Origin of the sequence: Planococcus soli (assembly GCF_016881065.1) — a bacterium.
Classification (GTDB): Bacteria; Bacillota; Bacilli; order Bacillales_A; family Planococcaceae; genus Planococcus; species Planococcus soli.
Map to the genome: position 1 here is coordinate 176956 of NZ_WXYN01000011.1, position 12958 is coordinate 189913.

Annotated in this window: 9 protein-coding genes and 1 pseudogene; 7 read left to right on the forward strand and 3 right to left on the reverse strand. The window is 44.4% G+C overall.

Annotated elements, in window-relative coordinates:
• Nucleotides 1–48 precede the first annotated feature (48 nt).
• On the forward strand, nucleotides 49–2655 hold the full coding sequence (locus tag GJB59_RS05425; RefSeq protein WP_142828968.1) for a sigma-70 RNA polymerase sigma factor region 4 domain-containing protein: 2607 nt from the start codon (nucleotides 49–51) through the stop codon (nucleotides 2653–2655).
• Between the two features lie 86 nt (nucleotides 2656–2741).
• On the forward strand, nucleotides 2742–3116 hold the full coding sequence (gene yugI, locus GJB59_RS05430; protein ID WP_142828969.1) for a S1 domain-containing post-transcriptional regulator GSP13: 375 nt from the start codon (nucleotides 2742–2744) through the stop codon (nucleotides 3114–3116).
• Between the two features lie 26 nt (nucleotides 3117–3142).
• On the opposite strand, the gene GJB59_RS05435 is transcribed toward yugI, so the two are convergent.
• Nucleotides 3143–4456: a sigma 54-interacting transcriptional regulator gene (locus tag GJB59_RS05435; RefSeq protein ID WP_142828970.1), complete on the reverse strand. Its 1314-nt coding sequence runs from the start codon at nucleotides 4454–4456 to the stop codon at nucleotides 3143–3145.
• A 139-nt stretch (nucleotides 4457–4595) separates the two neighbouring features.
• Between GJB59_RS05435 and pruA the strand changes: the two genes are divergently transcribed.
• The 4 genes from pruA (at nucleotide 4596) to GJB59_RS05455 (ending at nucleotide 10010) form a co-directional block, all read left to right on the forward strand.
• On the forward strand, nucleotides 4596–6140 hold the full coding sequence (gene pruA / locus GJB59_RS05440) for an L-glutamate gamma-semialdehyde dehydrogenase (RefSeq protein ID WP_142828971.1): 1545 nt from the start codon (nucleotides 4596–4598) through the stop codon (nucleotides 6138–6140).
• A 77-nt stretch (nucleotides 6141–6217) separates the two neighbouring features.
• Nucleotides 6218–7411, forward strand: a complete 1194-nt coding sequence (locus GJB59_RS05445) for an ornithine--oxo-acid transaminase (RefSeq protein ID WP_142828972.1) — start codon at nucleotides 6218–6220, stop codon at nucleotides 7409–7411.
• An 81-nt stretch (nucleotides 7412–7492) separates the two neighbouring features.
• Complete coding sequence (locus GJB59_RS05450) at nucleotides 7493–8737, forward strand: Glu/Leu/Phe/Val family dehydrogenase (RefSeq protein ID WP_142828973.1); 1245 nt, start codon at nucleotides 7493–7495, stop codon at nucleotides 8735–8737.
• A 109-nt stretch (nucleotides 8738–8846) separates the two neighbouring features.
• A complete protein-coding gene (locus tag GJB59_RS05455; protein WP_142828974.1) occupies nucleotides 8847–10010 on the forward strand; it encodes an iron-containing alcohol dehydrogenase in 1164 nt (387 codons plus the stop codon).
• A 40-nt stretch (nucleotides 10011–10050) separates the two neighbouring features.
• Here the strand turns inward: GJB59_RS05455 and GJB59_RS05460 are convergent.
• A pseudogene (locus tag GJB59_RS05460) lies at nucleotides 10051–11038 on the reverse strand (cation diffusion facilitator family transporter).
• Between the two features lie 16 nt (nucleotides 11039–11054).
• Nucleotides 11055–11783, reverse strand: coding sequence for an MgtC/SapB family protein (locus GJB59_RS05465; protein WP_142828975.1), 729 nt, complete (start codon nucleotides 11781–11783; stop codon nucleotides 11055–11057).
• A 106-nt stretch (nucleotides 11784–11889) separates the two neighbouring features.
• Between GJB59_RS05465 and GJB59_RS05470 the strand changes: the two genes are divergently transcribed.
• Complete coding sequence (locus GJB59_RS05470) at nucleotides 11890–12777, forward strand: DMT family transporter (RefSeq protein ID WP_142828976.1); 888 nt, start codon at nucleotides 11890–11892, stop codon at nucleotides 12775–12777.
• Nucleotides 12778–12958 lie beyond the last annotated feature (181 nt).

Here is a 12958-nt window from a genome sequence, read left to right on the forward strand (position 1 = left end):
CAGTAAGTATAATAGAATGATTATTCCGACTAATAGAGAGGTGGAGCAATGACTTCTTTGACTGATTTATACAAACAGGCACAAAAAGGGGACAGCTCCGCTTTTGAAGCATGGGCAAAAGGCATTCTAGCCAATACGGGCCGCTTTGGATACCAGGTGGGAGTCCCGATAGAAGAACTGCCGGCCCTCCAACAGCGAACAGCTGAGCAGTTGTATTCCCAACTTATACAATTTACGCCTGAAGAGGCAGAAATCCAATTTTACAAGCGGATCATTCAACAATCATTCACTATGGATTTCCCGGTAATAGGCAAGGGAAATCCTCAAGTCCTTGGTTTTTTGGAGGATCAGGAATTACACAATGAGCTGCAGCAGCTGGAACTGCAGCAACGGATCACTTTAGCTTTGTTTTATTTTCAGGAACTTTCTTTGGAAGATATTCTGGCGATTACAGAGAAGTCTGAGCAGCAACTCGAGGAACTGCAGCGAGAAGGGCTGCGGAAATTACAGTCCCACCTGCAATTGGGCGAGCGGCAAACAGTGCAGCGTTTAGCGATGCTTCAAAAATCATATCAGCGTTTGATGCTGCCTTCTTTAGTAAAATTTGAAGAACAAAGGATAGAGGCGAAGCTCCCGGTTGCCGAATCTGCTTTGCTAAAGCAGAAGCCGACGCCGATAAAGAAAAAAACAGGATTCCTTTTGGGTGCAGCTGGCTTATTTTTGGCGTCGGTCATTGGGGTCAGTTTTTCTGTCAACGACCAACAGCAACAAAATGCGGGAACCACGGGTTTTCAGCAGGAGAACACAGTGACTGACGGAATGGTCGACGACTGGCAGAACCAATACGAAACAATTAAAGAAACTTCACCGGACCGGTTAGGGATGACGAAAGAACAGTATGAGCAGCTAAAATATGTCAAGCTGGCAGATGCCGAAAAGGAACGGGTTTTCAGTAGAGAAACGCTGGAAACATTAGAAAAAGACCCAATTGGAATGGAAGAGAGAGTCGATCGCCTCTTTAGGCAGATCGAGACGCCACGCGGAATGGTGGATTCTTTGTCGGGTTCCAATCCAATGCTTTCCACTGAGATGGAAAACTTTCTGCGCAACTTTGAAGCCAAGACGGATGAACTAAGGGTGTATGCCGATAGTGTTCTAACAAAATATGGGAAAGAGCTGGAATCGACGATTGTCATGGAGCAGCTGTCTCCTGAAAAACTGATGGCCCAAACTGAAAGCTTCCCCGAGGAGCTGCGTTTGGTTGTAGAAGCTCTGCCTGAATATAGCTTAATGGCAGTCGTGCATCCAAACGAGGAGCGGTTAAGAACGGTGCGCGACGTCAGTAAGCTCAACCAGCAGCAGCCAATGGCATCCGATCCCTACGCATGGGGATACTTAAGTTTTTTAAGCACCGAACCCTATTTTGACAGCAGCGGCTTTTTGATGCCGCTCGACTTGGTTCCACAGCATCTCATCACGATGGAGCAAGCCTTATTGGAAGAAGGAGGAGCAACTTCATTGTTTGATGGAGTTGAAGTGGCTTATTTGCAAACCTTTTGGCAGCTGCTAAAGGGAGGCGGCAATTCTCCGGTTTTTGATAAAGAGGGCAAAGTGAAAATAGAATACCGCAGTGCCTGGAGTGGTGTGGCTTCTTCCAATCCAATGGCTTATGTAATGCTGCCAATCCTGGAAGAAATGGAAGCGAGCGGCTGGACAGCTTCTGCGCATTACGATGATGTGCAGTTTGATGACTTGTTGAATGCATTGGAAATGGAAAAGTCAGGGATATTGGCTGATAAGCTGCCAAATGGGGATTTGGTAATTGAGGATGAATTTGTCGACCTGAAGGATTTTGACTACAGCCGGATCGAACCGTTATACGAATCTTTCACAGCTGCCTATGACACACAAATTTTGTCAGGTGTACCGCCACTTGATGTACTGTTCATGTATCATTATGCCAATTCAATAGACGATACGGAGACAATTTGGCATTTGCTGGCAGACAGTCCAATAAAACCAACGCTTCAAGCGTTTCAAGAAGAATGGCAGCCTATTCCTGAATTGACGGAAAACGCAAATTGGGTCGAGCTCTCTGAAGATTTTTATAAGCAGCGAGTGAAAGACAAGGTTTATCTTTATCCACAAATCGACTCAGAGGAGTTTCTTGAACAATTGGATGTGCTGCTGGTCACAGAAAAAGACCAGATTTGGCAAATCAATTACCAACGATACGCTAGCCGTAATTTGCTTGAAGACGAGCAATTTCAGGAGCAGGTTGATTCGCTTTATACATTAATTGCCGGCCGATTTCAGAACCAATTGCCGGTTGAAACCGATGCCGTGGAAGTGGCTGGTGTGTTCTTTAAAGCTGCGGATGCCAAAGATATCGAGGTCATGGGGAAACTGATGGCTGAAACAGACTGGACAAACGAAGAGTTAAGATACTTTCTAGATATTTCCAGCTTCCAGCCATTTTCGGAACTGGAGGAATTAACTTTCCGAACTCATTTCAACCCTGAAATGCTTACTTATGGCAGTGGAAGTGTTGATTTGAAATACGCATCCGACTCTAAAATGGGCATGATTCAGGTTATGTTTGACATGAAAGAAACTGCAGCCGGATGGCGGATGGCGGGTATGAAAAATTTCTGATTTTGCTCTCAGCATATACCTGTGCTATAATATACAGATGCCAATAGGTGTACAGGACAATTAGATATGACTAGGAGCGGGTAAACATGACAAAAACATACCAAACAGGCGATACGGTTTCAGGTAAAGTAACTGGAATCCAGCCATACGGTGCATTCGTAGCTTTAGACGACCAAACACAAGGGTTGGTCCACATTTCAGAAATCACTCACGGTTACGTAAAAGAAGTAAGTGAGTATTTGGCAGTAGGACAAGAAGTTGACGTGAAAGTATTGGAAGTTGATGAAAAATCTAAAAAAATCAGCTTGTCAATCCGCGCGCTTCAAGAGCAGCCACCAGCAGCTCAAAGAACTGAAAAGCCAAAACAATCTCTTCAATCACACGTTAACGAAAGTGATTCTGAAGGATTCAATTCGTTGAAAGACAAAATGCAAGAGTGGATCAAGCGCTCTGGGCAGTAAGAAAACAAAAAAACGAAGCACGGACATTATGTCTGTGCTTCGTTTTTTTTGATTTTCCGCAGCCGGTACTGCAAATTTTGGCGGCTCATGCCAAGGGCAGCAGCGGCTTTCGTTACATTGCCGCCATGCAGGTCCATCGCCTTTTGCAAATAATACATTTCAGCCTCAAACAGATATTCCTCCAAAGGCAAAAGCTCTGTATTGGATTGAACGATAAAATCCTCGGGCTTGAGAGCCCCTTTTAATTCGCTTTTCATCTTAAAGTGATGAGGCAGCATATCGACAGTAACAATTTCCTGTGTCGTCAGCATGGAAGTAGTCTCATCGAGCAGCAATTCAAGTTCTTTTAAATTTCCCGGCCAGTCATAGGCATGCAGCAGATCCGTTACTTCTTTGTCCAAGCCGCGGACGACCGAACCGACTTTCATCCGATGGCGGGAAAAATAATCGTCTACAAACGGCAGAATGTCTTCTTTTCTAGAGCGCAGCGGCTCAACCTTGATGGTCATCGATGAAAAGAAGTAATACAGGTCCTTCAGTAATTTATTCGAAGCGATCAATTCAACCGGGTCATCGCCGACGCTGGCGATAAAATACGTATTGCCGCGTGATCCTTCCTCGGCCATTTCCAGCAATTGCTCCTGCAGAGAAAGCGGCAGCAGATCGATTCGTTCACAGTAAATCGTACCGTCGCCGATTTTTTTTATATCTTCTCCCAGTTGATCTATGATAGAACCGTCCGTTCCGTGGCAGTAAAGGGTATACATTTGCCGGTCGGAAGAATGCGCCCAGTGGATCGCCTCAGCAATCAATTCCTTGCCCGTTCCCGATTCACCTACCAGCAGCACCGGCAATTTTGCAGTCGCCGCTTTTTCGGCTATAGCAATCACTTTCTTCATGCTTTTGGAAACTGCGGTAATGGTCGAAAAGGTGATGGGCTCGTCGTATTTTCGAAGCGGCTGATAAATCACTTTTTCAAGGGTGGTGACGTCGCGTGATAATTCGATGGCCCCCAGCAATGTTCCTTTATCACGGACAGGATACGTATCATTGATGGTGGTGATTTCCTGTCCTTTGCGGTTCCAATAAGTTTGTTTGACATTAAAAACAGGTGTCCCGCTTTGTAGAACCTGCAGCAGGGTGCTCTCATGCTGGTCGAAACGGAACATCTCGAGCAGCGACCGATCTGCCAGCTCCTCAAAATCAAATCCTTCAATTTCCCTCATTTTTTTATTGTAAAGAATGGTTTTTCCTTTAAGGTCGATGGCATGAATCCCAATGGCGACATGCTCTCCAGCAAATTTATAGAACGGCGATAAATCAATTTTTTCCGGTTTCAAGCTGTTCACTCCAAAATTATTTTGACTTTTTAAATAAAAACACTTGAATTATGCAACAATCTTTTGCATTATTATATATGGAAGCAGTTATAAAGTGCAAATTTTTTTTGCGCTTACTTAAAACTCAAGGAGGATTTACATGATTCCCTACAAACATGAACCATTCACAGATTTCTCGATTGACAAAAACCGCACAGACTTTCTGGAGGGCTTGAAAACAGTTGAAGCATACCTGGGTCAGGACTATCCATTAATTATTGGTGGCGAACGCATTACCACTGAAGATAAAATTGTTTCGTTTAACCCTTCAAATAAAGAAGAACTAATTGGCCGCGTGTCAAAATCAACAAAAGAGTTGGCTGAGCAGGCAATGCAATCAGCTGATGAAGCTTTTAAAACATGGAAAAAAGTGAAACCTGAAATTCGCGCTGATGTTTTGATGAGAGCAGCTGCGATTGTCCGTCGCCGTAAGCACGAATTCTCGGCACTTTTGACAAAAGAAGCAGGCAAGCCATGGAACGAGGCAGATGCTGATACAGCAGAAGCAATCGATTTCATGGAATATTACGCTCGCCAAATGCTGCGCCTGAAAGATGGCATGCCAGTGGAAAGCCGTCCAGGCGAAGACAATCGCTACGACTACATTCCATTGGGTGTAGGCGTCGTCATTTCACCTTGGAACTTCGCATTTGCGATTATGGCTGGAACAACAGTTGCTGCGATGGTTGCAGGAAACACGGTTCTATTGAAGCCAGCTTCAACAACTCCGGTTGTCGCTTACAAGTTCATTGAAGTTCTTGAAGAAGCGGGCATGCCACCAGGCGTTGTCAACTACATTCCAGGACCAGGCTCTGAAGTTGGGGATTACTTGGTAGATCACGCGAACACACGCTTTATCTCATTTACTGGTTCAAAAGAAGTCGGCCTGCGCATTGCAGAACGTTCTTCAAAAGTGAACGAAGGTCAAGTTTGGATGAAACGCTTGATTGCTGAAATGGGCGGCAAAAACACAATGGTTGTGGACAAGGAAGCGGATCTTGAGCTTGCTGCACAATCGATTGTAAAATCAGCATTCGGTTTTAGCGGACAGAAATGTTCAGCTGGATCACGTGCGGTCATCGTTGAAGATGTCTACGATACTGTAGTGGAACGCGTAATTGAATTGACGAAAGAATTGACGATCGGCGATCCGGTTGATCAGTCAAACTACATGGGACCGGTTATTGACGGCAACTCATACAAGAAAATCATGAGCTATATCGAAATCGGCAAAGAAGAAGGCCGTTTGGTTGCTGGCGGAGACGGGGACGATTCGAAAGGTTATTTTGTTAACCCAACCGTTTTCGCTGACCTTGATCCAAATGCACGCGTTATGCAGGAAGAAATCTTTGGACCTGTTGTCGGAATCACCAAAGCGAAAGATTTTGACCATGCAATCGAAATCGCTAACAACACGGAGTACGGCTTGACTGGCGGAGTTATCACAAACAACCGTGCGAACCTGGAAAAAGCCCGTGAAGATTTCCACGTAGGAAACCTTTACTTCAACCGCGGCTGTACCGGTGCGATTGTTGGATATCAGTCATTTGGCGGATTCAACATGTCCGGAACAGATTCAAAAGCAGGCGGACCGGATTATATCGGTCTTCACATGCAAGCAAAAACCACTTCTGAAATGTATTAATCAATCATAAAATGGTATAATCATTCACTAAAGGGCAGACAGAGGTCTGCCTTTTTTTAAAAAAAGGAGGAATTTACATGACACAAACACAAACTATCATTGAACAAACAGAAAAATACGGGGCAAATAACTATCACCCACTGCCAATCGTGATTACAGAAGCAGAAGGTGTTTGGGTAAAAGATCCGGAAGGCAATAAATTCATGGACATGTTGTCAGCGTACTCAGCTGTTAACCAGGGACATCGCCATCCGAAAATCATTCAGGCATTAAAAGACCAGGCAGATCGTGTTACTTTGACTTCACGTGCGTTCCATAATGATAAATTGGCTCCTTGGTACCAAATGATCTGCGATATTTCCGGCAAGGAAATGGCATTGCCGATGAACACAGGCGCCGAAGCTGTAGAGACGGCCATCAAAGCAGCTCGCCGCTGGGCTTACGACGTTAAGGGTGTTGCTGAAAACCAGGCAGAAATCATTGCGTGCGACGGAAACTTCCATGGCCGTACAATGACTGCTGTTTCTTTGTCATCAGATCCTGAATACCGCAAAGGCTTCGGGCCGATGCTTCCAGGCATCAACTTGGTTCCTTTCGGTGATTTGGAAGCATTGAAAAATGCTATTACGCCAAATACAGCTGCATTCTTAATCGAACCGATCCAAGGTGAAGCAGGAATCATTATGCCTCCGCAAGGTTTCCTTAAAGCTGCGGGAGAGCTTTGCCGCGAAAACAATGTTCTTTTCATTGCCGATGAAATTCAATGCGGCCTAGCACGTACTGGTAAAATGTTCGCCTGCGAATGGGAAGATGTCAATCCGGATATGTACATCTTGGGCAAAGCACTTGGCGGCGGTGTATTCCCGATTTCATGCGTAGTAGCCGACAAATCCGTACTAGGCGTATTCAACCCAGGCTCGCACGGTTCAACGTTCGGCGGAAACCCGCTTGCCTGTGCAGTATCAGTTGCTTCTATGGAAGTCTTGGTTGATGAGAAGCTTTCAGAGCGTTCTCAGGAGCTTGGTGAATACTTCATGGGGAAATTGCGTGAAATCGATCATCCATCTGTCAAAGAAGTCAGAGGCCGCGGTTTGTTCATCGGCATGGAATTGACAGAAGCGGCAAGACCATACTGCGAACAATTAAAAGAGTTGGGTCTTCTGTGCAAAGAAACGCATGACACGGTCATCCGTTTTGCTCCTCCATTAATCATTTCGAAAGAAGAGTTGGATTGGGCAATTGAACGCATTCAGAAAGTATTCTCTAAATAACATTCTCGTGGCACATAAATCTTGACATGTGTTACACTAGATGCTGAGTAATTACTAAATAAAAAGAGGCGAACTAATACAATGGCTGAAAACTTGAACTTGTTGACGTCTACGCAGAATGTTATTAAAACTGCATTGGATAAGCTTGGATACGAAGATGCGATGTACGAACTTCTAAAAGAACCGATGCGGATTTTGGAAGTGCGCATTCCAGTGCGGATGGATGATGGCAAAACAAAAGTCTTTACGGGTTACCGTGCTCAACACAGTGATGCGGTGGGACCGACCAAAGGTGGAGTCCGTTTTCATCCGGACGTAAATCGTGACGAAGTCATTGCTTTGTCAATGTGGATGACATTAAAATGTGGAATTGTAGAATTGCCATACGGCGGAGCCAAGGGTGGCATTATCTGCGATCCGCGTGAAATGTCCATGCACGAAATCGAGAAATTGAGCCGTGGTTATGTTCGTGCAATCAGCCAGATTGTCGGACCGAACAAAGACATCCCGGCACCGGATGTCTTTACGAACTCACAAATTATGGCATGGATGTACGATGAATACAGCAAGATTGATGAATTCAACTCTCCTGGCTTTATTACGGGCAAACCGATTGTTCTTGGCGGTTCCCAGGGCCGAGACAAAGCAACGGCTCAAGGCGTCACCATCTGTATTAATGAAGCTGCCAAAAAACGCGGCCTGGATATGCAGGGTGCACGCGTTGTTATCCAAGGTTTCGGCAACGCCGGAAGCTTCCTTGCGAAGTTCCTGCATGACGCTGGAGCAAAAGTAGTCGGGATTTCAGATGCCTACGGGGCTCTTCATGACCCAGACGGCTTGGACATCGATTATTTATTGGACCGCCGCGACAGCTTTGGAACAGTCACGACCCTTTTCGATAACACGATTACCAACAAAGAGCTGTTTGAACTGGATTGTGATATTCTTGTACCAGCAGCTATCGCGAATCAGATTACAGAAGAAAATGCCAACGACATCAAAGCTTCTATCGTTGTCGAAGCGGCAAACGGCCCAACGACCGCTGAAGCTACTAAGATGCTGACAGACCGTGGAATCCTTTTGGTTCCTGACGTCTTGGCAAGTTCTGGTGGAGTTACAGTTTCCTACTTTGAATGGGTGCAAAATAACCAAGGTTATTACTGGACGCAGGAAGAAGTGGACGAAAAACTCAACAAAAAACTTGTAGACGCATTTGAAAATGTCTACAACGTTGCCATTACACGCAATATCGACATGCGCCTGGCAGCTTATATGGTCGGCGCCCGCAGAACTGCTGAAGCTTCACGCTTCCGTGGATGGGTTTAAGACTAAAAAAACCGCCTGGATTCCAATCCAGGCGGTTTTTCTGTCTCAATCTTTTGCTTTTTAATTTGGGAAACTCCATAATATAACCTGAATAGAGGAGGATGATTGGATGAATGCATTTTCATTTTACAACCCGGTAAAACTTATTTTTGGAAAAGGCCAGCTTCAGGCGGCCAAGAAAGAATTGCCGAAATTCGGCAAGAAAGTATTGCTAGTATACGGTGGCGGCAGCATCAAGAAGAATGGCCTGTATGACGAAGTCATTCAAATGCTGTCAGAAGCTGATCTGGAAGTTTTCGAACTGTCCGGAGTGGAGCCGAATCCACGGATCTCGACTGCTAGAAAAGGCATCGATATCTGCAAAAAAGAAGGCATTGAGATGATTTTGGCAGTAGGGGGCGGCTCGGTCATTGACTGCACCAAGCTTATCGCATGCGGCGCAAAATATGACGGAGACGCTTGGGATTTCGTTTCCCGCAAAGCACAGCCAGAAGAAGCGTTGCCTTTTGGAACAGTTCTTACAATCGCTGCAACCGGTTCCGAAATGAATGCAGGTTCTGTTATTACGAATGAGGAAACACAGGAAAAGTATGGATGGGGAAGCCCGTTGTCATTCCCGCAATTCTCAATCCTGGATCCGACGTATACATTATCGGTACCGGAAAATCATACGGTCTACGGAATTGTAGACATGATGTCCCATATTTTTGAACAATACTTCAACGATGCCACTAATACGCCAGTCCAGGACCGGATGTGCGAAGGTGTCCTGAAAGCAGTTATCGAAACTGCACCGAAATTGATGGAAGACCGTCAAAACTATGAACACCGTGAAACGATTTTGTTTGCCGGAACGATGGCTTTGAACAAATTCCTTGAAATGGGCTACAGAGGCGATTGGGGATCGCACAATATCGAGCACGCCGTGTCGGCTGTATATGACATTCCCCATGCAGGCGGATTGGCGATTCTCTTCCCGCAATGGATGCGCCACAATGTGAAACTCAATCCGGCGCGTTTTGCGCAAATGGCGGTTCGTGTCTTTGATGTGGACCCGACAGGCAAGTCAGAATCCGATATCGCGCACGAAGGAATCGATCGTCTGTCTGCGTTCTGGACTTCACTCGGAGCACCGACGCGTTTGGACTATTACGACATTGATGATTCAAAAATTGATTTGATGGTTGAAAAAGCTATGGTCTATGGCGAATTTGGCAACTTTGCAAAATTAAAAGGCGAAGACGTCAAAGAAATTCTTCAAGCTTCTCTATAAGAAAAGGCTCAGCGCTAAGCGCTGAGCCTTTTTTCTTTGTTTATTTGTTTTCTAGTGATGCTGGGCGGCTGCTCAAGTGCGTCCAATGGGTTTCGCCATCGTCTGCATCGAGAGAAACAATTACGTCATCTACACTCGGCTGGCTGAGGATAATTTCTGCCAAGCGTTCCTGCAAAGCATCTAGCCTGTGTGACATTTAAATTTGGATCAACTTCTATTTTAGTTTCAACATGAAGGAATTCGCCTTCTTTAACGACTTCCAATTCTTTTATGTCGCGGACGTCAGGGTGATCGCTCAAAATGTGTGCGATGTGATTAACCATTTGTTCATCTGTTTCACCAATGGCTCCACGGGCATTATCCAGAAAGATTTTCCCGACGACATATAGCATCATGAAGCCGATAGCGATTGAAGCGGCACCTTCAACTTGCAGGAAGCCGGTATAGTGCGCGATCAATACGGCGATCAAGGCTAAGACACCACCAGCAGTGGCAACTAAGTCTTCCAAAAAAACCAACTTCGTTGCTGGCTTGGCTCGGTTTAAAAGAGTGAAACTGGTGGTCAAAGGAGCCATTGCTCCACCTTTGACGCCGGCTTCATGAAGGATTTCCTTACCGGCTTTGTAAAGAACGAAGAACTCAAGAATAATTGCAATTGATAATACCACAACACTGATGATAAATCCTTCTGCTTCTACAGGGTGAGTCAATTGATGCCAACCTTCGATAATGGTTTCATATGCCATGATACCAACAATCAATACTGCTCCTAGTAGAACAATGTTCAAAAGGCGCCCAAACCCATTGGGGAATCTTTTGGTAGGTGCTTTCTTTGAAAGGGCTGAACCGATAAAGACGAAATACTGGTTGGCTGCATCACCGATTGAGTGCATCGTCTCAGCAAACATCGCAACATTTCCTGTAAAGGTAAATGCGACTCCTTTCATAATTGCGATAAATGTATTAATTACTGCTGCCATCAAAGACGGCTTGTTGCCATTTTTCAATAACCCAAAAAATTCCTTCATAAAACTTCCTCCTCGATTAAATCAATTCAATTTCAACTTGCAAAACTTTTTTCATATCGGATATTTCTTGGTACAGATCGACAGTATCTTTTTCGTGAGAAAAGGACATGCGTATCGATAGTACATGGAAGGCAGTAGAACTTTCCTTGTTCGAGTGCGTTATAGCGATACTTTCGATAAGTGAGCCACCATTTTTTAACTCATTCAACACCTCCCGAATAGCCGTTCGATCAGCAACGATCACTTTTAGATTTGCTTCCACCATCTTCAGGCGCTTTGGCCCAAACTTAAAGAGCAGGGGAGGCAGGACTTCTATTCCGATCAGAACTAGCAGGACTGCGGTCACGGCTTCTATATAGAAACCGGCTGCTACGGCAATTCCGATTCCGCCAGCCCCCCAAATCATGGCGGCGGTCGTCAAGCCGGAAATAGAATCATTGCCGCGTTTTAAAATCACTCCAGCTCCTAAGAAACCGATGCCTGAAACAATCTGGGCGGCAAGGCGCAGCGGATCCATTGTGATGTTAACATTGTCATACTCGCTGCCTTGTGCAATATAGGCCGATTCAATCGAGATGATAGTCAACAGACAACTGAAAGTCGAAATGACCACACTTGTCTTTAGTCCGACAGGCTTTCTCTTTAGTTCCCTTTCCAGTCCGATTACTAAACTTAAAAGAGCGGCAATAACAAGTTTAAAGAAAGTTTCATATGAAGAAACTTGCATTGCGCTAAAAAACTCCATAAGGAAAACCTCCATTTTTTAATCTCGTATTGATTCTGCTGGTGGAAAGTGGCAAACTTACTAGGTGCATTGTCGGTGAAGATAGAATGGGAAGAGAGGTGTTTAAATGGAGAAACCGGCTATTCACCCGTATATCCCTATTATAATAGGAGTTTTCTCTGTAGCGCTATCAGCTATTTTTGTAAAGATGACATCCGCCGACTCAGGCGTTACTGCTTTTTACCGTATGCTGTTCTCTGTAATGATCATGAGCCCGATCTTCTTTCTGAAATATACCCATGAAATTAAAAAGCTAAGCAAAAGGGACTGGCTCTTTACTTCAATAGCTGGGGTATTTTTAGCATTTCACTTTATCTTATGGTTTGAGTCGCTTAATTATACATCAGTTGCGAGTTCAACGGTGCTGGTTACTTTACAGCCTTTGTTTGCTTTCGCTGGTACATACTTCTTCTTTAAAGAGAAAATTTCCCTGAAGACTCTTATTGCTGGAGCCATTGCTATTTTGGGAAGTGTCTTAATCGGATATGGAGATTTCAAGGTAAGTGGAAGTGCTCTTTATGGAGATTTGCTGGCTTTGATTGCCTGTGCATTAATAACAGCCTACTTATTGTTTGGTCAGGATGTTAGAAAAAGATTATCTTTAGTAACATATACATTTGTAGTATATAGCATCAGCACTTTAACGTTATTCTTCTATATTGTATTTAAAGGGGAATCGTTTGGTCCTTATCCAGCGTCCGAGTGGATGTGGTTTCTGCTACTAGCAATCATTCCGAATTTGTTGGGGCATACTTTATTCAATTGGGCTATAAAATGGGTAAGCACCAATGTAATATCAATTGCGATTCTGTTTGAGCCTGTAGGTGCTGCTATACTTGCTTATTTTATTCTTGGAGAATATTTGAGTGCTTCTCAAATTATCGGGGGAAGTATAGTGTTAGCGGGGATTGCACTCTTCGTAGCAGACTATAAAAAAATTAAAAAACGCTTTTAAAAAATTAAAGCTTGATTTTTAGCTCGTGGCGGTTTATATTTATATATGTCCTTAAGACAGCTCGTAAAAATATTTTGAAATAGTATTGACAACGAGTTCTAAACAGGATATATTAATAAAGTCGCCAATGAGCGCGACGAAAAACTTGAACCTTGAAAACTGAACAGCAAAACGTCAACAA

What these genes read in the sequence shown, in the direction of transcription:
- GJB59_RS05425 (WP_142828968.1), top strand. Translation starts at nt 49, where the DNA reads ATGACTTCTTTGACTGATTTATACAAACAGGCACAAAAAGGGGACAGC.
- yugI (WP_142828969.1), top strand. Translation starts at nt 2,742, where the DNA reads ATGACAAAAACATACCAAACAGGCGATACGGTTTCAGGTAAAGTAACT.
- pruA (WP_142828971.1), top strand. Translation starts at nt 4,596, where the DNA reads ATGATTCCCTACAAACATGAACCATTCACAGATTTCTCGATTGACAAA.
- GJB59_RS05445 (WP_142828972.1), top strand. Translation starts at nt 6,218, where the DNA reads ATGACACAAACACAAACTATCATTGAACAAACAGAAAAATACGGGGCA.
- GJB59_RS05450 (WP_142828973.1), top strand. Translation starts at nt 7,493, where the DNA reads ATGGCTGAAAACTTGAACTTGTTGACGTCTACGCAGAATGTTATTAAA.
- GJB59_RS05455 (WP_142828974.1), top strand. Translation starts at nt 8,847, where the DNA reads ATGAATGCATTTTCATTTTACAACCCGGTAAAACTTATTTTTGGAAAA.
- GJB59_RS05465 (WP_142828975.1), bottom strand. Translation starts at nt 11,783, where the DNA reads ATGGAGTTTTTTAGCGCAATGCAAGTTTCTTCATATGAAACTTTCTTT.
- GJB59_RS05470 (WP_142828976.1), top strand. Translation starts at nt 11,890, where the DNA reads ATGGAGAAACCGGCTATTCACCCGTATATCCCTATTATAATAGGAGTT.